General features: G+C 52.9%; 21 protein-coding genes. 14 read left to right on the forward strand and 7 right to left on the reverse strand.

What is annotated here, in order from left to right:
• Nucleotides 1-50: 50 nt before the first annotated feature.
• From rfbB to H6G62_RS01170, 11 genes are all read left to right on the forward strand, one after another.
• Nucleotides 51-1,142 carry a dTDP-glucose 4,6-dehydratase gene (gene rfbB / locus H6G62_RS01120; RefSeq protein WP_190492269.1) on the forward strand — a complete coding sequence of 364 codons (1,092 nt, stop codon included), beginning with the start codon at nt 51-53 and terminating at the stop codon, nt 1,140-1,142.
• Between the two features lie 120 nt (nt 1,143-1,262).
• A complete protein-coding gene (locus H6G62_RS01125; protein ID WP_190492270.1) occupies nt 1,263-1,832 on the forward strand; it encodes a Uma2 family endonuclease in 570 nt (189 codons plus the stop codon).
• A 55-nt stretch (nt 1,833-1,887) separates the two neighbouring features.
• On the forward strand, nt 1,888-2,781 hold the full coding sequence (gene rfbA, locus H6G62_RS01130) for a glucose-1-phosphate thymidylyltransferase RfbA (protein WP_190492271.1): 894 nt from the start codon (nt 1,888-1,890) through the stop codon (nt 2,779-2,781).
• A 42-nt stretch (nt 2,782-2,823) separates the two neighbouring features.
• A complete protein-coding gene (gene rfbC, locus H6G62_RS01135) occupies nt 2,824-3,390 on the forward strand; it encodes a dTDP-4-dehydrorhamnose 3,5-epimerase (RefSeq protein WP_190492272.1) in 567 nt (188 codons plus the stop codon).
• Nucleotides 3,387-4,283: a dTDP-4-dehydrorhamnose reductase gene (gene rfbD, locus H6G62_RS01140; protein WP_190492273.1), complete on the forward strand. Its 897-nt coding sequence runs from the start codon at nt 3,387-3,389 to the stop codon at nt 4,281-4,283. Before rfbC ends, rfbD begins: the two co-directional genes overlap by 4 nt.
• A gap of 90 nt (nt 4,284-4,373) precedes the next feature.
• Nucleotides 4,374-5,285, forward strand: coding sequence for a glycosyltransferase family 2 protein (locus H6G62_RS01145; protein WP_190492274.1), 912 nt, complete (start codon nt 4,374-4,376; stop codon nt 5,283-5,285).
• A 62-nt stretch (nt 5,286-5,347) separates the two neighbouring features.
• The gene (locus tag H6G62_RS01150; RefSeq protein WP_190492275.1) at nt 5,348-6,460 is read left to right on the forward strand and encodes a hypothetical protein; all 1,113 of its coding nucleotides are present in this window, start codon (nt 5,348-5,350) and stop codon (nt 6,458-6,460) included.
• Nucleotides 6,435-7,220: a glycosyltransferase family 2 protein gene (locus H6G62_RS01155; protein ID WP_347239265.1), complete on the forward strand. Its 786-nt coding sequence runs from the start codon at nt 6,435-6,437 to the stop codon at nt 7,218-7,220. The genes H6G62_RS01150 and H6G62_RS01155 overlap by 26 nt, the downstream gene beginning before the upstream one ends.
• Before the next feature lie 49 nt (nt 7,221-7,269).
• Nucleotides 7,270-8,100, forward strand: coding sequence for a glycosyltransferase family 2 protein (locus tag H6G62_RS01160; RefSeq protein WP_190492277.1), 831 nt, complete (start codon nt 7,270-7,272; stop codon nt 8,098-8,100).
• Nucleotides 8,097-9,074 carry an SDR family oxidoreductase gene (locus tag H6G62_RS01165; protein WP_190492278.1) on the forward strand — a complete coding sequence of 326 codons (978 nt, stop codon included), beginning with the start codon at nt 8,097-8,099 and terminating at the stop codon, nt 9,072-9,074. The genes H6G62_RS01160 and H6G62_RS01165 overlap by 4 nt, the downstream gene beginning before the upstream one ends.
• Nucleotides 9,075-9,253: 179 nt before the next feature.
• Complete coding sequence (locus H6G62_RS01170; RefSeq protein ID WP_190492279.1) at nt 9,254-9,835, forward strand: DUF3782 domain-containing protein; 582 nt, start codon at nt 9,254-9,256, stop codon at nt 9,833-9,835.
• 110 nt (nt 9,836-9,945) lie between these two features.
• Here H6G62_RS01170 and H6G62_RS01175 read toward each other — a convergent pair whose 3' ends face one another.
• The 3 genes from H6G62_RS01175 to pyrH all read right to left on the reverse strand — a co-directional run bounded on the left by H6G62_RS01175 (nt 9,946) and on the right by pyrH (nt 12,649).
• Entirely contained in the window at nt 9,946-11,142 is a 1,197-nt protein-coding gene (locus H6G62_RS01175; RefSeq protein ID WP_199324655.1) for a glycosyltransferase family 4 protein, read from the reverse strand.
• Nucleotides 11,143-11,370: 228 nt separating this feature from the next.
• A complete protein-coding gene (gene frr, locus H6G62_RS01180) occupies nt 11,371-11,931 on the reverse strand; it encodes a ribosome recycling factor (protein ID WP_190492280.1) in 561 nt (186 codons plus the stop codon).
• On the reverse strand, nt 11,921-12,649 hold the full coding sequence (gene pyrH, locus H6G62_RS01185; protein ID WP_190492281.1) for a UMP kinase: 729 nt from the start codon (nt 12,647-12,649) through the stop codon (nt 11,921-11,923). Before pyrH ends, frr begins: the two co-directional genes overlap by 11 nt.
• A 69-nt stretch (nt 12,650-12,718) precedes the next feature.
• On the opposite strand from pyrH, the gene H6G62_RS01190 reads away from it, so the two are divergent.
• Entirely contained in the window at nt 12,719-13,390 is a 672-nt protein-coding gene (locus H6G62_RS01190; protein ID WP_190492282.1) for a diacylglycerol/polyprenol kinase family protein, read from the forward strand.
• Nucleotides 13,391-13,686: 296 nt separating this feature from the next.
• Entirely contained in the window at nt 13,687-16,431 is a 2,745-nt protein-coding gene (mutS, locus tag H6G62_RS01195) for a DNA mismatch repair protein MutS (protein ID WP_199324656.1), read from the forward strand.
• A gap of 55 nt (nt 16,432-16,486) precedes the next feature.
• Here the strand turns inward: mutS and H6G62_RS01200 are convergent, their stop codons facing one another.
• Nucleotides 16,487-17,725 carry an HhoA/HhoB/HtrA family serine endopeptidase gene (locus tag H6G62_RS01200; protein ID WP_190492283.1) on the reverse strand — a complete coding sequence of 413 codons (1,239 nt, stop codon included), beginning with the start codon at nt 17,723-17,725 and terminating at the stop codon, nt 16,487-16,489.
• Nucleotides 17,726-18,030: 305 nt separating this feature from the next.
• Between H6G62_RS01200 and H6G62_RS01205 the strand changes: the two genes are divergently transcribed.
• On the forward strand, nt 18,031-18,726 hold the full coding sequence (locus H6G62_RS01205) for a response regulator transcription factor (RefSeq protein ID WP_190492284.1): 696 nt from the start codon (nt 18,031-18,033) through the stop codon (nt 18,724-18,726).
• A gap of 227 nt (nt 18,727-18,953) precedes the next feature.
• Here the strand turns inward: H6G62_RS01205 and H6G62_RS01210 are convergent, their stop codons facing one another.
• From H6G62_RS01210 to H6G62_RS01220, 3 genes are all read right to left on the reverse strand, one after another.
• A complete protein-coding gene (locus H6G62_RS01210) occupies nt 18,954-21,053 on the reverse strand; it encodes an AMIN domain-containing protein (protein ID WP_190492285.1) in 2,100 nt (699 codons plus the stop codon).
• Nucleotides 21,054-21,143: 90 nt separating this feature from the next.
• Nucleotides 21,144-22,076, reverse strand: coding sequence for a hypothetical protein (locus tag H6G62_RS01215; RefSeq protein ID WP_190492286.1), 933 nt, complete (start codon nt 22,074-22,076; stop codon nt 21,144-21,146).
• Nucleotides 22,076-22,861 carry a PilN domain-containing protein gene (locus H6G62_RS01220; RefSeq protein WP_190492287.1) on the reverse strand — a complete coding sequence of 262 codons (786 nt, stop codon included), beginning with the start codon at nt 22,859-22,861 and terminating at the stop codon, nt 22,076-22,078. The genes H6G62_RS01215 and H6G62_RS01220 overlap by 1 nt, the downstream gene beginning before the upstream one ends.

Here is a 22,861-nt window from a genome sequence, read left to right on the forward strand (position 1 = left end):
GATTTGGGTTCCACAAGTTTTGTCAGTCAATCAGGCTCTCACGATTACCCATGACCATCCCCCTCACGCCCGCTAGGCGACTGCTGATAACCGGAGGAGCCGGATTTATCGGCTCTGCCGTTGTCCGCTATTTGATCCAGCACACGCCCCACACCGTCATCAACCTCGATAAGCTCACCTACGCAGGCAACCTCGAATCCCTCCAGCCCATTACCGACTCCTCTCGCTACTACTTCGAGCAGGCTGATATCTGCGATGCTGCTGCACTCACCCGTATTTTTGATGCCTATCACCCCACCGCTATCTTGCACCTAGCCGCCGAAACCCATGTGGATCGCTCCATTGATGGCCCAGCGGCCTTCATTCACACCAACATCGTTGGCACCTACACGCTTCTGGAGGCCGCTCGTCGGTACTGGCAAGATCTAGAACCAGAGACCAAAGCCCAGTTCCGGTTTCACCATATTTCCACCGATGAAGTCTTTGGCGATCTAGAGGAACGCGAGGGCTACTTTACCGAAACCACCCCCTACGCCCCCAGTTCCCCCTATTCCGCCAGTAAGGCCAGTTCCGACCACCTGGTGCGGGCGTGGCATCGCACCTACGGCCTTCCCATCCTCATCACCAACTGCTCCAATAACTACGGCTCCTACCACTTCCCAGAAAAACTGATTCCCCTGATGATTCTCAACGCCCTAGAGGGCAAACCGCTCCCCGTCTATGGCCAAGGAGAGCAAATTCGGGATTGGCTCTATGTGGAGGATCATGCCCGTGCCCTTTATGCCGTACTCACCCAAGGCCGACCGGGCGAAACCTACGTCATCGGTGGCCACAACGAGGTGCGCAATATTGACGTGGTTCACCACATCTGCGACCTACTAGAAGAACTCGCCCCCCACAAACCCCCAGGCGTTTTGCGCTATGCCGACTTAATTACCCACGTCGCAGATCGCCCTGGCCATGACCAGCGCTACGCCATTGATGCCAGTAAAATTCAGCGGGAACTGGGCTGGCAACCCCAGGAGACGTTTACCAGTGGTCTGCGTAAAACAGTCGCCTGGTATCTGGCCAATCGTGACTGGTGCGAACAAGCCTTATCCAATACCTACGACCGCCAGCGCCTAGGGTTAACCCTAACTTAGTTCATTCATCCGCTCCATCTTGACCGATGGCCAAGCCTTGGGAATAAGGAGTTGCAACCAGAGAATCGCGTTAAACTGAGGTCAATCTTGTGGAGACCCTAACTCTGGGGAGTCTAGATCGTGATCGCCACCTCAACTGTCAAGTCGGCTCTAACCTTAGAGGAATTTTTGGCATTGCCAGAGGCTAAACCCTACGCTGAATACATTGACGGCAACATTGAGCCAAAGCCCGTGCCCCAGGGAGAGCATAGTGTCCTTCAAATCCGTTTAGGTACCACCATCAACCAGGTGGCTTTACCCCAGAAGCTAGCCCATGCCTTCACCGAGCTACGGTGCAATATCAACGGTCGCTCCCTAGTGCCTGATATTAGCGTGTTTCGCTGGGAGCGCATCCCCAAAACAGAAACGGGTAGAATCGCCAACCGCGTGGATACCTATCCCGATTGGGTGATCGAGATTTTGTCCCCAGACCAATCAGCTAATAAGGTTATCAAGAAAATCATGGTCTGTCTCCAGGCCGGAACTCAGTTAGCTTGGCTGATTGATCCAAAAGACGAATCGGTTCTGATCTTGAAGCCCCAGCAATTCCCCGAACTCAAATCTGACAAAGACGCATTGCCTATACTCGATTCCTTGTCGATGCTCGAGTTATCTGCTCAAGTAATCTTTAGCTGGCTCAGTCTCGATTGAAAACTGGGTCGTGGAATGGATCCCATTCTGAAAGGTCTTCTCCCTCGGTACTTGCGTGAAAGGAATCTTGCTAGCGGGTGGATCTGGTAGCCGCCTTTATCCCATCACCCTGGGTGCTTCTAAACAACTGCTGCCCATTTACGATAAGCCGTTAGTGTACTATCCACTATCGGTCTTGATGCTGGCGGATGTACGGGAAATCTTGGTGATCACGACTCCCCAGGACGAGCCAGCCTTTCGGCGATTATTGGGTACGGGGCAGCAGTGGGGCATTGAATTAAGCTACGCTGTCCAGCCTAACCCCGATGGTCTGGCTCAGGCGTTTCTGATCGGCGAGTCCTTTATCGGCCAGGACTCCGTTTGCTTGGCCCTAGGTGACAATATTTTCTATGGCCAAAGCTTCACGGCACAACTCCACCAGGCCGCAAAGACCGTCACTTATCAGGGAGGAGCCACGGTCTTTGGCTACCAAGTCAAGGATCCGGAACGCTTTGGTGTGGTGGAATTTGATGCCAATGGTACGGTTCTTTCTCTAGAGGAAAAACCCCAGAAGCCTAAGTCGGATTACGCTGTGACCGGATTGTATTTCTACGACAACCAGGTCGTTGAGATCGCCAAACAACTGCGCCCCTCGGCTAGGGGTGAGTTAGAGATTACCGATATCCACTTGACCTACCTATCCCTGGGGCAGTTGCGGGTAGAGCGATTGGGGCGAGGCTTTGCTTGGCTCGATACGGGCACCCACGACAGTTTGCTAGAGGCAGCCCAGTTTGTCCAAACTCTAGAACACCGCCAGGGGCTAAAAATCGCCTGCCTCGAGGAAATTGCCTACAACAAGGGCTGGATTACCTCAGATCAACTGGCAGGACTCGCGGATAAGCTGGCCAAAAACGGCTATGGTCAGTATCTGCGGCAGTTGAGTCAACCCAACCCAACGCTGAATCTCTAGCTGCGATCCGTATCCTGCTTTGTATTCTCCCCTGCCTACACGATGAAAGTTTCGGCCACTCAACTCTCTGAAGTTAAGCTCGTGGAACCCCAAGTTCACCGGGATCAGCGGGGATTTTTCCTAGAGACTTACCATGCAAATCGCTACGCTGATCATCACATTGGCCCCCACTTTGTGCAGGATAACCTGTCGTTTTCTCAGCAGGGAATCTTGCGTGGGCTCCATTTTCAGTGGCCCCATCCCCAAGGCAAACTCGTCTATGTGCTGCAAGGGGAGGTCTTTGATGTAGCGGTCGATGTGCGGGTGGGATCTCCAACCTTTGGGCAATGGGCAGGGGAAGTGCTATCGGCCCAAAATCAGAGACAGCTTTGGATACCTGAGGGGTTTGCCCACGGCTTTTGTGTCCTCAGCGAAACGGCCTTATTTGCCTATAAATGCACAGACTTTTATCACCGTGACTCTGAGGTGAGCCTGCGATGGGATGACCCAGCGATCAATATCAACTGGCCTTTGGCGAATCCGCAGTTGTCCGATAAAGACGCCCAAGCTGCCTACCTTGCGGATCTGAGCGAGGATCAATTGCCTTGCTATGGCGAGGTGAAGCGATGACCTCAGAATTACCGATACCCTCCCAAGTCTCATCACCAAGTTGCAAAATCCTGATTACAGGGGCCAATGGCCAACTGGGGCAAGCCCTGAGAGCTACTGTTCCCCTTGGCTATAGGGTGATAGCGCTGGATCGACACCAACTAGATATTACCCATCGCACCGCCGTGGAGTCTTTCATTGCTGATCTCCAGCCCGATTGGGTGATCAACGCTGCCGCCTACACCGCTGTTGATCGGGCCGAATCGGAACCAGACTTAGCCTTTGCGGTTAATGGCGATGCGCCTGGATATTTGGCTGCTGCTCTGGCCAAAACGGGAGGGCGGCTTCTTCATATTTCCACCGACTTTGTGTTTGATGGCCAAGCCTCAACCCCCTACCCTCCCGATGCGGTGCCAAATCCGATCAATGTCTATGGCGCAAGCAAGCTAGAAGGAGAAAAAGCGGTTCAATCCCACCTTGGGGATCAGGCGCTGATTGTGCGCACGGCTTGGGTTTATGATGGCATCAACCGGAATTTTGTTACCACGATGCTGCGGCTGATGGCGGAACGTGACGAGGTGCGGGTAGTGGCGGATCAGATTGGAACCCCAACAGCAACCCACACCCTAGCGACAACACTCTGGCAAGGGCTGGCTCAGGATTGGCGAGGGATTTATCATGTCACCGATGCCGGGGTCGCCAGTTGGTATGATTTTGCGGTGGCAATTCAACGCCATGGGCGTAAACTGGGCTTGTTAGATCACTCTATCCCCGTTATTCCAATTACGACCGCCGAATTTCCCACCGCCGCCCAACGACCAGCCTATTCGGTCTTGGATAAAGCCAAAACCTGGAGTGAGCTTAATGAGTTTCTATGCCACTGGGAAGAATCTTTCCACGATCAACTAATGTAGTAGTAAACCAGCGAAATTCCTGTTCAAGTAAATAGACAGCAGCATTAGTTACTTAGCTCCGATATACAGACATTAAAAGTATGAAAGTAAATGGAAAATCTTGAGTTATTTTTATTAAACGAACAATACAGCACCACACGCCTAGTCAGCACAAAGGTTCTGTCTGTCGCTGAAGAAAATTACTGTTACCCTGAAACCCTTCTATTTTTACCATTTATTGATGACAGAAAAGGAGAAGGTGGCCTAAGAACCCAAGGTTACTTTAAAGTCAGCCTTCCTGAAAATCCTTTAGTAACTGTTGTCACCGTCGTTTTTAACGGAGAGAAGTATTTAGAGAGGACAATCCTAAGCGTCATCAATCAAGACTATGACAACATTGAATATATTATCATTGATGGTGGCAGCACAGATTCAACCCTGGATATCGTTAGGCATTATGAACACGCCATAGATTATTGGGTGAGTGAGCCAGATAAGGGCATCTATGATGCAATGAATAAGGGGGTTCTTTGCACTAAGGGAGAATACGTAATACATCTAAATAGCGATGATTATTTTGAAAAGAATGTAATTTCAAGAGTTGTTTCTAAGATCAAGGACAACCCTGGATATGACTTATACCACGGCTCTTTGTTGGTTCACAAAAGTAGTGGAAAAAGCGTTTGTAGAGTTGGTCATAACTTTCTACCTACTTCTATGCCTGCTTACCAACCAACCAGCTTTGTTCGTGTTAGTTCGGTGTCCAATCTAGAATGGTTTGATACTGATTATAAGATCGCATCTGATTTTAAATTCTTCAAGATTCTAAGGACTCAAAATTTTCGATTTTTAAATATCAACATGCTAATTACCCATTTTTCAGATGGTGGTGCATCTTCTAACAGTCTTGCTAGATTAACGGAGTTAAAGCTTATTTTGTTGGAGTTAGGATATTTGCCTATCATTGTCGAACTACTGCTACTGAGAATTAAAGTGATTGAGTACTTGCTTCCCAATTCATGATTCTTTCTAAGTATAGGTCTGCACTTAAAAAAGCTATTTAAAATGTGAAGATATTTTGAACAATGCATCAAACACTTTTACTTTTCTCCCTGTGGACAATATTCTCGATAAACGTATTCGGATTAGCTTTTTATCCTTCCTTTCTGGCAATCCTTTTCCTGCTCTTAAGAAAAAAGCTGAAGTACCCCAAAAAAATAATATTGCTAATTATAGGCTTTCTTGGGCTATCCATTATAGCAATCCTTTTGAAACCTTATCTATTTATAGATCTAATCAGATTTATTATATTATTTCTTTACTTCCTATATCTTAAAGCCTTCTGTAGCGAAGAAAAGTTGCATCAAGTCATTGATGTCTCGGTTGCAATTCTAGTTATATATGGTGTATTCCAGTATATTGCCATTATCACTGGCAATATCGGATATGCAACGGGACTCTTTGAACAGATCGGAGCATCTGGTCAAGGAGGTGCATATGATACGCGCGGAGGAATATTGAGAGTCGCATCCCTAACCTCAGAGCCGTCATATTTTGCCTTTACTGTTGGTGTATATTTCTTTATCACAAAAAAGACAATAATCAAATTTCTATGCATAATAGGCTACATCATTAGCTTTTCGTACATATCGATTTATGCTGCTTTGGGAATTACTGGATTTCTCCTTTGGAAAAAGCTCTTAAAACTTAATCTTTTTAGCTATATGCTTTTTGTATTTTTTATTCATACCATTTTTGTTTACACTTACTATCAATCCATAGTAGCACTAGATATTGGAGGAACATTTTCTGCTAGGTATGGCGGTCTGGATTGGTATCTACGTTCTTCTGCTCCTGAGATGTTTTTAGGAGTCTTCAATGTCCCTGAAGAAGTAACTATCAGAAGAGGCTTCTCTAATATATCCTCTCTGGTAGTAAACTTCGGCCTATTAGGTTTTTTGGGGTATTGCTATTTTCTGTCAAAGCTAGGACGGTTTAATAATGTAGCCGTCCTAGCAATATATCTGTACGGATTTAATTACTACTACATGACAGCATGGCCAACATTTATTGTTTTTATTTACATGATATATGTCAATGGAAAAAGCATCAGTGTCCGTAATTATCCCATGCTTCAATTCAGAAAAGACTATTCTGAGAGCTCTATGCTCAGTGAAAGAACAGACCCTACCTGTTAAGGAGATAATTTGTATAGATGACTGTAGTACTGATAACACTGTAAAGATAATAAAAGAATTCATAACGGATCATCCTTATGTTCCCGTCAAGCTAGTTAAAAACACTGTGAATCGAGGACCTAGTTTCTCAAGGAACACTGGGTGGAACTTAGCACAAGAAAACTACATAGCATTTTTAGATTCTGATGATACTTGGCATCATCAGAAAGTTTTTTTTCAATACTCATGGATGCTAGAACATCCAGAGATTTCGCTATGTGGGCATTTGAACGTTATCGTTGACGAAAGTACAACCTCATCAAATAAATCTACTGTTTTCGACTCTTTAGGAACTCAGAAGAATCAACGAGTTGATTATAAAAGGTCTCAAAATGAGTTTCTTAGTTGCTTCAGGGTTATAGTTTCTAATCCCTTCGTTACACCATCTGTAATGCTAAAGAAAAATATTAATAGTCGCTTTAATATAAATCAGCGATATTGTGAAGACCATTTGCTCTGGATGCAGCTATGTTGTTCTGGGAACAGAGCTGCTATTCTTAACATTGAACTGGCCTATGTTCATAAACAGCCTGCTAGTTTAAGCACAAATCGATGGAAGATGAGACAAGGAGAAATTCAGGCATATTTTCATGTTTGCAATTCAAGAGGAATTCTATATCTATTATTGCCAATCCTTGTATTTTTTTCAATTCTTAAGTATATAAGACTGGAAACTTTATTCTTTCTAAGAAAAATTATTCCAGTAATTAGTATATTTTAGATGTTAAGTCAATTGACCAATTGCATGAATTTCATCAGTCAATCAAGCCATGCCAATCAAAATCACAATTTCGATTGTAACCTATCATCCAGAAATAGATCTTTTAAAAAAAGTATTGTCAGCCATAATTTTCAGCAGCAACGAGTCAAGAAAATTTGGCCGCCTGTCAAATCTTGAAATATTTTTAGTAGACAACGGTAACGACTTTCATTCAGGTGTAAAGCCTCATTTTTTCGTAAATGAGCAGATAAATGAGAAAATGAATATAAAGTTCTTGACTGGTCATGGCAATGTTGGTTACGGGCTAGGGAATAATCTCGCTTTTGAGAAATCTACGGGAGATTACTTTTTAGTTCTCAACCCTGATGTTCTCTTAGAAAAAGATGCTCTTACTTCAGCATTATCTTTTATGGAAGCTAATCCAGATTGTGGCTTACTTTCCCCAAGCGCTATTGATAGCAGTCGCCAAAAACTATACCTTTGTAAAAGGTATCCATCGATTTTTGATCTTTTGATTCGAGGATTTCTACCTCGACGATTTAGACAGCTTTTCTCTAGTCGTTTGGCCAAATATGAGATGAGAGATATCCTTGATAAGGAAGAGGTATTCTGGAATCCCGAACTTGTAAGTGGTTGCTTTATGTTATTTCGTAGAGATGTTTTTGAATCTTTGCAAGGCTTTAACCCGAAATATTTTATGTATTTTGAAGATTTTGATATAAGCATAAGAACCAGAAAAATTTCCCCAATTGCTTATGTCCCGTCTGTGAAAATAGAGCATTATGGTGGCTATGCGTCTCGCAAAGGATTAAAACATATTTCTATGTTTCTGCGCTCTGCCATAACCTTCTTCAATAGCCATGGCTGGAAAGTACTATGAAAAATGGCACCATACTCGTTACAGGTGCAAGTGGCTTTGTAGGTCAGAGTCTATGTTTTGAACTTCTTAAAAGAGGTGAGTGCCAAGATATCCTTGGGATTTACCGCTCTCAAAAATTAGTAGATACTTTACCCCGTTCAATACGACCTATTATTCTTAATTCTCTTCAAGATATCCCTCAAAGTATTGCTTTAGAAAAAGTAGGCTATGTGGTGCATCTGGCTGCCCGCGTCCACCAAATGCAGGACACCGCAGCCGATCCCCTCGCCGCCTTCCGTACCGTCAACACCACCGCTACCGCTAACCTCGCCCAGGCAGCCGCCCTAGCCGGGGTCAAACGCTTTATCTACCTCAGTTCCATCAAAGTCAACGGCGAATACACTCCTATAGGCCAACCCTTCACCGCCCAGGATAGCCCTAACACCCAAGACCCTTACGGCATATCCAAGGCCGAAGCCGAAGTTCAACTTCGCCACATTGCTCAAACTACAGGAATGGAGGTCGTCATCATCCGCCCTCCCCTGGTCTATGGCCCTGGCGTTAAAGCAAACTTCCTATCCCTCATGCGCTGGTTAGATAAGGGCTATCCCCTGCCCCTCGGTGCCATCCACAACCGTCGCAGCCTCCTGGCTCTCCCCAATCTCGTTGACTTAATCACCACCTGCCTCACCCACCCCGCCGCCGCCAACCAAACCTTTCTCGTCAGCGACAACGAAGACCTCTCCACCACCGACCTGCTCAGACGCCTCGCCAAAGCTCTGGATAAACCCGCCCGCCTGATCCCCGTGCCTATGCCCATCATCCAATCTACTGCCCAGATTATCGGTAAACCTGCCCTAGCTCAGCGGTTGTGTGGTTCATTACAAGTTGACATTAGTAAAACCCAGACCTTACTGGGATGGACACCTCCCGTCAGCGTTGATCAAGGTTTGCGCCTGACCGCCCAACACTTCCAGCAGTCCCGGAAACGGTAGCCCCTCACTCGCGACCGTCTTGTAAAAGACCTAATTCCCCCTCTCCTAAATTCATCCTCTATTTACCCCAGGTCTCTTGGCCTGGGGTAATTTGTGCTGCCAAAAAATAGGCCGCCTGTCACCCTGCCGCCCCCTTAACGCGCCTGCTACAATACATTCAAACTACTTCCGCTCCTCCCATGGCCACCCCCCAGCCCACCTACGACGACATCCTGAGGCTTTTCCAAGAAACTGACCGCAAGTTCCAAGAAACTGACCGCAAGTTTCAAGAAACGGATCGCAAGATCCAGGAGGTTATCGAGGAAAACCGTCGTGTCAACCGGCAAGTGAGCAAGCAAATCAGCGAACTCGGTGGGGCGTGGGGGCGCTTTGTGGAAGACCTCGTGGCCCCCGCCTGCGAACGACTCTTTTTAGAGCGGGGCATTCCTGTCGATCAAGTCAGCCAGCGAAACAAACGGCACCACGAAGGTGACACCCTAGAAATTGATGTGCTGGTGGTGAACCAGGGGCACGTCCTGGCCGTGGAAGTGAAAAGCCGCCTCAGCGTGGCCGATGTCAAGGATTTCATCACTGATCTAGGGCGCTTCTCCGAGTTTTTTCCCGAATACGCGGATATGCAACTCTATGGAGCCGTTGCAGGCATCGGCATCGAATCCGGGGCCGACCGTTATGCCTATCGGCGAGGGCTGTTTGTGATGGCCCAATCCGGCGAAGACATGATGATTTTGAATGACCTTAGCTTTCAACCCAAGGCTTGGTAAGCCTGACCTTGGATCTCTCACCCCTTAACCGATTCCTCGTTTACCCCAGGTCTTTTGGCCTGGGGTAATTAGTGCTGCCGAAAAGTTGATTCGATTACTGGGCTAGTCGATTACTGGGCTAGCCCGCGATAGACGGCCTCTGTTTTTTGTGCCAGGGTGGGCCAACTGTAGCGGTCTTGTACTTTTTGGTGGCCCGCTTGCCCCATCTGGGCGGCAGTTTCAGGATGGTTGAGCAAATCCTGAAGGCAATCCGCGATTTCGGGTGTGGATTGTTTCACTAGGTAGCCATCCTGCCCATTACTTATGACCTCCGCTACCGCCGGAATGGTGCAGCCAATCACGGGTTTGCCAAAACTCCAGGCTTCGGTATACACCCCACCAAAACTCTCCTGGCTAGAGGGCACACAGAGCACATCGCAGGCCGCTAGGGCGTTGGTTTTTGTCTGTAAATCCACCGCCCCCAGTTGATGAATGCGCGGATCAGCCATTTCTACAAAGGCCCGATCCGAATCCTTCACCGCTGGGCCAATGAAGACAAACTGGGTCTCTGGCTGCTGCTCCCACACCAGTGGGGCCGCTTCCAACACCTGCCGAAAGCCCTTGTAGGGGTAGTGTTGTCCCAAAAACAGCACCATCGGCCCAGCAGTCATACCGTGGGTGCGCCGGAACTCCTGGGCATCTGCCTGGGGAGCCAACACGGGGCCATGCCCGGTGACATGGATGCGGTCTTCCTGGACACCCAACCGATGTAAAATCTTGGCCTCGGTCTGGGTGAGGGCAATCACCGCATCAGCCCGTTGATAAAGCTTCAGATATTCTCGATAGCGCCAGCCCACCCAGCGAGGATGATGGACGGGAGTCAAAACAAAGGGAATCTCTCGCTGCTGGGCTACCTGCCAACTGGCGTAGGTCAGCCCCTCCCGACCAATGCGGACATTGTGGATCAGGTCGCTTTTACGGGCCAGATCCCCAATGGATTCTGCCATCACCGCTGCAATGGGGGGCAAGGCCACCGCCATCCAGGGGTAGTACAGCGGCAACCAAGGGGCCATCCGCAGTTTTTCTGGATAGCCAAAGCCCAGACGATGAACGGGAATGCCATCTATCTCATAGTCGTAGCCTTGGCTATGGGCCTTGAGGGTGGTGCCCAGCAGCCAGTCGGTGCGGTTATGGTTCCAACAGGTGGCAACTTGGATGGAATGCCGCCCCTGAAACTGCTGTGCCAAAAGGTGCTGGTGAAGCTGGGCACCGCCAATGTAGGGTGGATAAGCGGTGAGGGTGTAGAGAAGGTTCATTGACCCAACCATAACTTTCAATCCTTAACCCTGATTCTGGCGTCTAAGGTGCCTACCTATCGTTGTGCAATTTGCGATAGGAGACTACCCATGCTCAGTTTTGAGCGTATGATCCCAAGAAAATGGCAGGGCAAGCCCGTATTTGCAATCGCTCCCAAGGCTATCTAGGCATAGGCGGCGAAGATCCGCGATAACCTAGCACAACCCTGGAAGCTGGTGGATCAAACCCTAGGATTGGGTCTACACCGTGGTGATGTCCTTTTCTTTGATGGCCAGCAGATCATCCAGCTTGGCGATGTATTTATCGGTAAGCTTTTGGATTTCGTCCTGGTAATCACGGGATTCGTCTTCGGAAATCTCGCTGGCTTTTTCCAGTTTTTTGATGGCGTCGATGCCGTTGCGGCGCTGGTTGCGGATGGACACCCGACCTTCCTCAGCAATTTTGTTAGCGGTTTTCACAAATTCCTGCCGCCGCTCGGTGGTGAGGGGAGGAATATTGAGCCGAATCACCTTGCCGTCGTTGTTGGGGGTGAGGCCCACATCGGACAGGGAAATGGCCCGTTCGATGGCGGTTAGGGTGCTGCCGTCGTAGGGCTGAATCATCAAGGTGCTGGCATCGGGGGTGGAGATGTTGGACATCTGCTTGAGGGGGGTGGCCACGCCGTAATACTCCACCTCAATCCGGTCTAGCAGGGAGGCATTGGCCCGCCCGGTGCGAATAGTGTTGAAGTTGCGCTGGGTGGCCTCATTGGCCTTCTGCATTTGGTCTTCAATTTCAAGCAAAATATCGTCAGCTGACATCACAAGCCTCTCCTACAATCGTGCCAATGGGGTCACCCATCAGCGCCCGCTTAATGTTACCAGGCACCGACAGGTCAAATACCATGATAGGGATGTTGTTGTCCTTGCACAGGGCAATGGCAGTGCTATCCATCACCTTGAGGTCATGCTGGAGCACATGGCCATAGGTGAGGGTGCGAAAGCGTTTGGCCTCCGGGTTAATTTTAGGGTCAGAGTCGTAAACGCCGTCAACCTTGGTGGCTTTGAACACCACTTCGGCGTTAATTTCGGCGGCGCGGAGGGCGGCGGTGGTATCCGTTGTAAAAAAGGGATTGCCGGAACCCGCCCCAAAAATAACCACCCGGTTTTTCTCCAGGTGGCGAATGGCGCGGCGGCGAATGTAGGGTTCGGCCACTTCCTGCATGGCGATGGCCGTTTGTACACGGGTGGGCACCCCCTTGCGCTCCAGGGAATCTTGCAGGGTCATGGCATTCATCACCGTGGCAATCATGCCGATGTAGTCCGCCGTGGCCCGATCCATCCCCGCCGCCGAACCCATGATGCCGCGAAAGATGTTGCCTGCGCCCACCACAATGGCGATTTCGATGCCCTCTTCTACCACCTCCGCAATTTCCGAGGTGATGGCTTCCACCACGTTGGGGTCAATGCCGTAGGCCAGTTCGCCCATCAAGGCTTCACCACTCAGTTTCAGTAAAACGCGCTGATAGGGAGTCGTCATAGGAGGTCGGTGTAGGTTGAGTGTAGTAAGGTCTAGAAAGCCCCACACCACTATACCGAGTACTTTGCAATGATGCTGACTGCCCTAGCCCAAATTGGCATCGTTTTAACCTGGTTGGGCCTAGTGGGGGGCGCAGCGGAGGGGGTGCGACGGTTCACCTCGGCCAACCCTGAAATTACCCGCAAAATCGTTCACATCGGTGCAGGGCAAGTAATTCTACTGGCTTGGTGGCTGCAAACACCCGCTTGGATGGGGATTACCGCTTCGGTGTTATTTAGCATCGTGGCTTTACTGTCCTACCGCTACCCGATTCTGCCGGGAATCAATGGCGTGGGTCGCCACAGTCTCGGTACGTTTTTCTACGCTACTAGCATTGGTCTACTCACCGCCGCTTTTTGGCCGATGGATTTACCCCAATACGCCGCCCTCGGCATTTTGGTGATGACCTGGGGCGATGGCCTTGCTGCCCTAGTGGGGCAAAATTTTGGTCGCCATCCCTATAAAATCCTAGGCAGCACCAAAAGCTGGGAAGGCAGTTTAACCATGCTAGTCATGAGCTTTACGGTTAGCCTGCTGATTCTGGGATGGACCGCAGGGTTGACGATGCCTGTCTTCATAACAGCAACCCTGGTCGCCCTCGCCGCCACTCTCCTAGAAACCCTATCCTTCTATGGCCTGGACAACCTCACGGTGCCCCTGGGCAGTGCCGTTCTAGCCTATGGGTTGCTGACGATGCTTTGATTAAGCGGCTCAATGTCTCTGGAATTTGCCCCTAGCCGCTGTCCATGAGGCCGTGAGCGACTGCGAAATGCACCAAGATCTATATATTGGCCCTAGAGGCCGAGGAGGAACGCTACCGTTTGCAGGTGGGAGGGATTTCCCTTGAGCCTAACGCTGTTGCTGGATGAGGATAGTCAGGCCAAGTGGGTGGTCAACCTACTGAGGTCGGCAGAAATATGCAACGATGTCGAAACAGAGCAGCCCCGTTGATGGACGCTGCGTCATCCATGCCTAGCTGATCGCCCCCAACGCCCGCCATGTCTGGTTCCCCCGCTGATTCCCCCATCGAGTCATCCTCTGTGGATACGCCCTCCGCTGAGCTGCCCCCTACGGATTTATCCCCAGCGCAGCTTGACCTGCCAGAGCGGTTGGCCAAACATACGGTGCGCTACGCCGACCATCGCGCGGTGAACTGGGACGACCTAACGCCGATGATGCGGCACTACGTGGAGATGAAGGAGCAGTATCCCCATGCCCTGGTGCTGTACCGGGTGGGGGATTTTTTTGAGACCTTTTTTCAGGATGCCATTGCCATTGCCCGCGAGCTGGAGCTGGTGCTGACCAGTAAGGATGCCGGGAAGGCGATTGGGAAGGTGCCCCTGGCGGGGATTCCCCACCATGCGCTGGATCGCTACTGCACGCTGCTGGTGGAAAAGGGCTACGCCATCGCCATTTGCGATCAGGTGGAGGATCCGGCCCTGGCCCAGGGTTTGGTGAAGCGGGAAGTAACCCGCGTCATCACCCCCGGCACGGTGATCGAAGAGGGGATGCTGAGCGCCAGCCAGAATAACTTTTTGGCCTCGGTGGTGGTGGCGGGGCACCATTGGGGGCTAGCCTTTGCCGATGTGTCTACCGGAGAATTTTTGACCACCCAGGGCGAGGATACGGAAGCCCTGGCGCAGGAACTTTTGCGGCTGCAACCCGCCGAGGTGCTGTTTCCGGTGGATGCGCCCAACCTGGGGGCGATGCTGCGACCGGGGGATCGGTCGGATCAGCTACCGGATTATCTACCCCGCCAATTTTGCTATACCCTGAGGCCCCAAGGCCCCTTTAGCCAAAGCGAGGCTCGGCAGCGTTTGCTGCAACGGTTTCGGCTGCGGTCGCTAGAGGGCCTGGGCTGCGACCATTTGCCCCTGGCGGTGCGGGCGGCGGGCGGTTTGTTGGACTATTTAGAGGACACCCAAAAGACGGTGCAGGCTCCGTTGCAGCCCCTCAGCACCTATACCCTGTCGGCCTATCTGGTGATCGACCACCAAACCCGCCGCAATTTGGAAATCACCCAAACCCAGCGGGACGGCACCTACAACGGCTCGCTGCTGTGGGCGCTAGATCGCACGGTGACGGCCATGGGCGGGCGCACCCTGCGGCGATGGCTGCTACAACCGCTGCTGGAGGTCAAAGGCATTCAGGCCCGCCAGGACACGATTGCAGAACTGTTGCAGGACGGCAATTTGCGGCAAATGCTTCAGCATCGTCTGCGGCAGATTTATGATTTGGAACGGCTGGCGGGTCGGGCTGGATCGGGGACGGCCAATGCGCGGGACTTGGTGGCGCTGGCGGAATCCTTTCTGCGGTTGCCCGACTTGGCGGCGCTGGCGGAACGGGCCAAATCCCCTTACCTAAAAGCCCTACAGTACGTGCCCCCAGAACTAGAGCAACTGGGTCAAACCCTACGGGCGCATCTGGTGGAAAATCCGCCCCTTTACCTCACGGAGGGCCACCTGATTCGCGATGGGGTGAACGCCCAACTGGATAATCTGCGGCAGCAGGCGGTGGATGATCAGCGGTGGATTGCCGAACTGGAACCCGCCGAACGCAAGCGCACCGGAATTTCTACCCTCAAAGTGGGCTTCAACAAAGCCTTTGGCTACTACATCAGCATTTCCCGCGCCCGCGCCGACCAAGCCCCCGACGACTACATCCGCAAGCAAACCCTCACCAACGAAGAGCGCTACATCACCCCAGAACTGAAGGAACGGGAGGCGCGAGTCTTCAACATTGAGGCGGAGATCAACGCCCTGGAGTACGAAATTTTTAACCAACTGCGGGAACAGGTCGGTGCCCAGGCAGAACTGATCCGCAAAGTGGCCGCCGCCGTCGCCGCCGCCGATGTGCTCTGTGGTTTGGCGGAGGTGGCCGTCTTCCAGGGCTATTGCCGCCCGGAAATCGAGGATTCCCGCGCCATTGCCGTCACCGAGGGCCGCCATCCCGTAGTGGAACAGCTTTTGCCCGCTGGATTCTTTGTGCCGAACTCCATTTATTTAGGGACAATGCCAGCGGATCGCGAGTCCGCCACCGAGCAGGATTTGATTATCCTCACCGGGCCAAACGCTAGCGGCAAAAGCTGCTATCTGCGCCAGGTGGGGCTGATTCAACTGATGGCCCAGGTGGGCAGTTTTGTCCCCGCCAAGTCCGCCCAGTTGGGGGTGTGCGACCGCATCTTCACCCGCGTGGGAGCGGTGGACGACCTGGCCAGCGGCCAATCCACCTTCATGGTGGAAATGAACGAAACCGCCAACATCCTCAACCACGCCACCCCCCGATCCCTGGTGCTATTGGACGAAATTGGGCGCGGCACCGCCACCTTCGACGGCCTCTCCATCGCCTGGGCCGTGGCCGAATACCTGGCCCTCGATCTGCAAGCCCGCACCATCTTCGCCACCCACTACCACGAACTCAACGAACTCTCGGCTCTGGTTTCTAATGTGGCGAATTATCAGGTGACGGTCAAAGAAATGCCCGACCAAATTATCTTTCTGCACCAGGTGCAACCGGGCGGGGCCGACAAATCCTACGGCATTGAAGCGGGTCGCCTCGCCGGACTACCGCCCTCGGTGATTCAACGCGCCCGCGACGTGATGCAGGAAATTGAACGGCACAGCACTATCGCTGTGGGGCTGCGGGGGGAAGCACCCAGAACCCCCAACCCCCGCCGCCGTACCCGAGAGGGCGGTCATGCCTACGATCCCTCCGAGCAGTTGGATCTCTTTGGCAAGTCCTAACTATGGCCATGCGGGGCTATCCCCGTCTCCCAGGACTAGACTGCGTTAGGGCGCATCAGCGCAGTTCGTCGGGGAGGGCGGTGGGTTTAACGGCAATGGTGGTATTGGCGTTGTTACGGCGCAGGGAAATCGTTAGGTCTTCGCCAATTTGGCTGGCCTCCACCTGAGCCTGTACCTCGGTGGGGGTGGTCACATCGGTATCGTTGATGCGCTGGATGATATCTCCGGGGGCCAATCCGGCGGCTTCGGCGGGGCTACCCTCCAATACGCGCACAATCAGCACCCCGGTCTCGTCGGGCTGGAGGTTCATCTGTTGCTGGCTGTTCAGCTCCTGAATGGCTTCGGGGGTGAGTTCCACCATTTGAATGCCCAGGAAGGGATGTTGCACTTCCCCGGTGGCAAAGAGTTCGTCGGCGATGCGTTTGGCCGTTTCGATGGGAATGGCAAAACCCAGCCCCTGGGCATTGGCGCGAATGGCGGTGTTCATGCCGATCACCTCACCCTGATCGTTCAGCAGGGGGCCACCGGAGTTGCCCGGATTGATGGCGGCGTCGGTTTGGATGAACTGCACCCGTTTGTCGGGGATGCCCACTTGGTTGCTGGTGCGACCAATGGCGCTGATGATGCCAGCGGTAACGGTGTTATCCAACCCTAGGGGGTTGCCAATGGCGATGGCCCACTGACCGGGCGAGAGGTTGGCGGTGCTGCCTAGGCGCACGGTGGGCAGCGGGTCTGTCGATTCAATTTTCACCACCGCCACATCGGTGACCGAATCCACGCCGATCACCTGGCCATCAAAGGTGCGGCCATCGCGTAGGGTGACCTTGACCGTGCGGGTGCCGTCTACCACATGGGCATTGGTGAGAATGCGGCCATCGGCGCTAAGGATAAACCCCGATCCCGTGCCCTGCTCTAGGCGGTCGGGCACCATGTCTGGGGGCAGTTCTTCGCCAAAAAAGCGGCGAAAGAGCGGGTTGTTAAAGGTGTCTGGATTCAGTTGCGACACCGACCGTTCCGCATCAATGCGCACCACCGCTGGCCCCACCTGCTCCACCGCCGTCGCAATAAAGTTTGAGGCGATAATGGCCAGGGGAGCCGAGGAGGGGGGAATCTCGTCGGCAGGCTCAGCGGGGAGAGACAGGGCTGCCAGGGAAGACTCTGATTCCGTTGGGGCTGTTTCAGCGGACTGGGCCGCCATGAGATGATCGACATAGTAATGCCCAGCCCAGCCGACCCCACCACCCAAGGCTAGGGCAGCGGCAATCCAGACCCCTTGCGATCCTATTCTGCCCATGTGCCCTCCTCTTGACAGCATCCTACGCCTTTCGTCCTCGGCTTTACCCTAGGCGATGTCCTAGGCCGTCGGTGGGCCGTGTGCAATGTTTTGTATCAGCGTGACGGCGCGTGCCTTTACTGTAGCGAATATCCCCCCGTTTATGACGGCCCCAGGCGACTTTTATCAAGGCCGTGAAACCGAGGGCAGGAAACCGAGGGCGGAAACCCTACCGGAGAGGGGGGCATATTTCTACCGCACCGTGCAGTCTTGTCTGGGACATTCCGGGTTACATTGGGCATTGACCCCGTGCAGCCCCTAACGCCATGTCTGACTACACTGGAAACATTTTGCTGGTTGACGACGAACCCGGTCTGCGGGAAGCGGTACAAGCCTACCTAGAGGACAGTGGCTTTGCCGTCCGCACCGCCAGCAATGCCCAGGAAGGCTGGGCACGGCTCCAGGAAGAAACCCCAGACGTGTTGATCTCAGACATTATGATGCCCCAGGTGGATGGTCACGCTTTTTTGGCCCAGGTGCGAGAAGACATCCGCTTCAAGGGTTTACCCGTGGTGTTTCTCACTGCTCGCGGCATGACCAAAGACCGCATCCAGGGCTACAACTCCGGCTGCGATGCCTATCTTTCTAAGCCCTTCGACCCCGAAGAACTGGTGGCGGTGGTGGGGAATTTAATTGAACGCCGCGCCGCCCAAAGCCCCGACACCGGAGACCTGCCCGACATTGCGGTGATGGCCCGCCAAATTGAAGAAATCAAAGCCATGCTGACCCAAAAGGGCGGTGTGGTCAAAATGACCTCCGATGTCAACATCGACCTCACCCCCCGCGAACAAAGCGTGCTGGATTTGGTGGCCGAAGGGCTGATGAACAAAGAAATTGCCAGCCGCCTCGATACCAGCGTTCGCAATGTGGAAAAGTACGTCAGCCGCCTGTTCAGCAAAACCGGAACCAACAGCCGCACCGAACTCGTCCGCTTTGCCCTAGAGCACGGCCTGGTCAGCTAGCTTCCTTAACCTCAGTTCGAGATAACCTCAGTGGCCCAATGCCCTGAAAGCCCAGCCTGACGGGAAGCAGGCTACCCCCAGCCCTACAGCATCTTTTGTCAGCCAGCCAGCCTCCAGACTCTCTCCCACCGCCGCGAAAATAGAGCCCGTATCACTCCCCCTAGCCATCCTTTTTTTAAGATGACTAGGGGTATCTTTAGCGTTTTAGGCTTGGCGAAGGAAGTCAACTAGCGCTGCTGATTCTCCAGCATTTCCTGCACCTGCTCACCGGGGGTATAGCGGTAGCCCCAAACCGCTTGGTCGGAGTCATCAAGGATTTGTGGAGTCAATAGAACAATTAGCTCGCGGCGTTCATTGGTAGTAGTTTGACGGCGAAACAATGCCCCTAGGATAGGGATATCACCAAGGATAGGAACCTTAGTTACATCATTTCGTTCAGTTTCCTGAATAATGCCAGACAAGATCAAGGTTTGGCTGTCACGCACACGAACTAAGCCGGAGTTAAGAGAGCGTCTGGACAATAAAACAACAGGTGTCCCCGTTGGATCCGCAATGACGTCAACTGGAGACGATATTGTAGGGGCAGCTGATAACGATACAAAGCCATTATCGTCAATACGATCAACCCGGATGAGTAACGACAACCCTGCTTGCTCTCTCTCTACTCGGGACTCAGTTATATCACGACTTGTACTCCCCCCATCATCCGACTCAGAACTTGCCTCAGATTGTGTCACAAACCCGACTGGGACATCAGTTGTAAGAGAAACAGTAGCTGTCTGATTTTCCTGAATAATCAAGGTCGGGTCGGTAAGGATTTTTGAATTGCCACTTTCTATGCTAGCTAGCAAATTCAAAATGAAGTTGCTAGATCCAGCAACTCCTTGAATACGTGAGATGCCAAGAACACCATTCGCTATATCGAAGCTAAAGCTTCCTGTTTGAAACGAGAAGCTTGTGCCGAAATTATCGATTGAGCTAAGGTTTACATCAATAACGCGCACGTTGACAGCAACTTGACGGCGACGGATATCCAGCCTCGTTAATTGCTCAGTAGCCATATTAACTAGATCTACCCGACCAACAAGCGTTACCGAGTTCGTTCTCTCATCGCCAATTACCTGGAGCCCTCGAAAAATAGGTGTACTATCCTCATAATCGACCCGCCTTGTTTCAACCGCAGTCACCGTAGTGGTTTCGGTTTGAGTCAAAGGTGGAGCGTTTTCTGTTACTGCAACTGCGTTTACGTTAGTGACTAAACGATCTCGGCTGATAGCACTTTCTGCCCCTAATGCCACTAGAAAGTTAGCAGCAACATCAGCAGTAACTTGGTTTAGTCGTAGGGTGCGCGTCATGATGTTTTGAGCTGAAACCGGTAGCTGAGGGCCAACGTAAATACTGCGGCCTACCTTGTTGGCTTCTAGACCACTGATACGCAGAACGTGGTTAAACACATCCTGCACCGATTCGTCTTCAATATCTAAGCTAACCAGGGTGCCCTCGCCGCCGCCTTCTGCTGCGGCTGCGCCGTCGCCTGCGGCTGGCGTGTAAACCAAGTTTAGCCCAGCGGCACGGGCCAGCAAGCCCAATACTTCACGGGCGGGGGCATCGCGCAGTAGCAGCCGAGGGATGCGTTCGTTGGTGCCTAGGTCAATAGTCCTGAAGCTCGTGATGCTTTCCGCGAAGGACATATCACCCACCGGGGGGGCCACGGCGCGGGGCAGGAAGGGGGGAGCCTGTTGCAGTTGAGGCTGGGGCACGGGCACGCCATCGATCACCACCTCTGGGTTGGGCACCAGCACATCGGGTTGGGCTGGGGGCGGTGTGACGGGGATAGATTGGGCTTGGGCCAGGGTAGCGGGTGGGTTGGGGTCGGGCACTGTTGCCAAGGTTTCTGGAACAGGGGTGGGGGCTTGGGCCATAGCGCCATCCTTCCGCACCGACAGCACGACACGGTTGCCAGCAGCGTTGACAGCACCCGTAGGGGCTTGATCCGTGCCCTCAATGGTGACCCGTACACTGTTGGCATCCAGCGGCACCACCGACACCAGGGCAATGCCGGGAGTGGGGTTCTCCTGTTGGAATCGCTCGCCCTCCGGCAGGTTCAGTTGGGTGCGGGTGAGGTCGGCTCGGAGGGTGTTGCCTTGGTGGGTGGTAAACACATTGCTGGCGTCATCACCCTCGGTATCGAACACCAGGTCTAGGCCCGTTGCCGTGGGGTTGAGGCGCACGTTGGTGATGCTAGTAGCAGCCGTGGCGGGGGCGGCAGGCAGGGCTAGAAGCGCACCACTCAGCAATAGGGGGGATAGGCGGGTTAAGGGATTCACAGTTCACTCCTCAGTGGCGATGGCACGACGATTAGGACAGGGGAGGGTTGATGTCGGCAGCAATGGTAGATGGGCCTGGGAATGGCAAACCTATGGCGGTGGCGCTCCCTCTGGCGGTGGCGCTCCCTCTGGCGGTGGCGCTCCATCCGCTCCGGCTTCTCCCTCCGCCGCTGGTGGCGGTGGCGGTGGCGGTGGGGTAGCGGGGTCGATGGCGGGCACCAGCACCTCTAGGGTAAAGGAGGTATCTAGTTGGCGACTAATGCCTGCTAGTTGTTCCTCGCTGGCTCCCCCTGGAGGGGACGCAATTTCCTGGGTAAGGTCGCGGATCACGATCAACGGCTCTAGGCGCTCAATGTTGCGGAGAATGCTGAGGGTTTGGGGAAACAACGCCCGCATGGACACATCCACCGTCTGGCGATTGAGATTGCTGGCCAGTTCCGGTGGGCCTCCTTCTCCTAGGGATACGGGCTGCGACGGCGTAAACTGGATTAGTTCGGAGGTGTAGATCTGGCGCTGGGTGACGGGGTCTCCGGCAAAGGCACTGCGCACCTGCTGAATTTGAGCTTGGTTGAGCCCCAGGGCAGCCAGTTGTCCCTGATCAATGCGGTTAAAGTCGGCCCGCAACACATCCTCAATGGCGGCATTGCTGTTTTGAATTTGTTGGTTGATATCGATCATCAACGTCTCGAGGCTACTGCTACTGCCCAGTAAGCTATAGATGGCAACCCGCTGTTGAATGGTGGTATCCAGTTGGGCCTGGAGGTCGGCCAACCCTTGCAGGCTACTGCGCTGTTGATCGACCTGGGATTGCAGGTCGTTTACCTGCCCCTGAATGGTGCTAATCTGCTGGCGCACCGGACGAACCAGGAAGTTATAGAGCGCAAAGGAAGCCGCCACCCCCAATAGCACAATGGCCAAAGCCTGCACCGGAGGGGTAAGCTGCATCCCAAACACCGTGGGATAGGCTGGGCCAAGATCGGCCTCTTGACCGTCCTCGGGCATAAAATCTCCAGTCATCGTCATTATTCGATCACTCCTTCTTCTCTGAGGGCGCGTAGCCGAGTCACTAAGCCCACGGCTCCCTGGCGCTCCAACTCATCAATGAGCTGAGCGGAGGGGGTGTTGGTAATGTTGGCGCGAATGGTGTAGTCCACTAGGTAGGTGGGGGTATTGGGCGGGGTGCCGGGGCAACGACCATCCACCGCCGGGTCGAGCAGTTCACTCTGCTGGGTGGCCTCGGTAATCGCCACGGTAGCCCCCTGAAGCAGCGGCGACCGCCCCAGGATGAGGGCAAAATCATTCACATCGTCGAAGGAGCAGGCCACACCCTGAAGAAGCACCCCACCCGCCCGAGGCGGAACAAGGCTGGGATCGCTGGGTAAGGGCGAACCGCCATCTTGGCTAATGTTGGTAATTTGAATGCGGGTGGGGGTGCGGTCGCGAATATCCTCAAGCAGGGCCGACCAGGGAACAATGTCGTTGAAAACTCCGACAAAGGCGTTGTTTTCGGCTCGAACCGCATCAATTTGCCCTTGAAGATTGCCTAGTTCCGCCAACTGTGCCTGGATTTGGGCGAGTTCGCTTTCTAGGTTGACCTTGCGGGCCTGAAGTTGCCTGAGTTGCCCCTGGCTCACCAGCCAGTAGGCTCCGGCCAGACCAATGGGAACCAGTGCCCCCAGCAAGCCGTAGATCAACGGGCCTCGATTCACCGCTGCGCCGCCGCCATCACCACCACCACGGGCCTTCGGTTTTGCTTCGTAAACCCGAGGTTCGCGATCCTTGAGAAAGTTAATATCGAGGCTATACAT

This window comes from Phormidium sp. FACHB-1136 (assembly GCF_014697375.1).
GTDB lineage: Bacteria > Cyanobacteriota > Cyanobacteriia > Phormidesmidales > Phormidesmidaceae > Nodosilinea.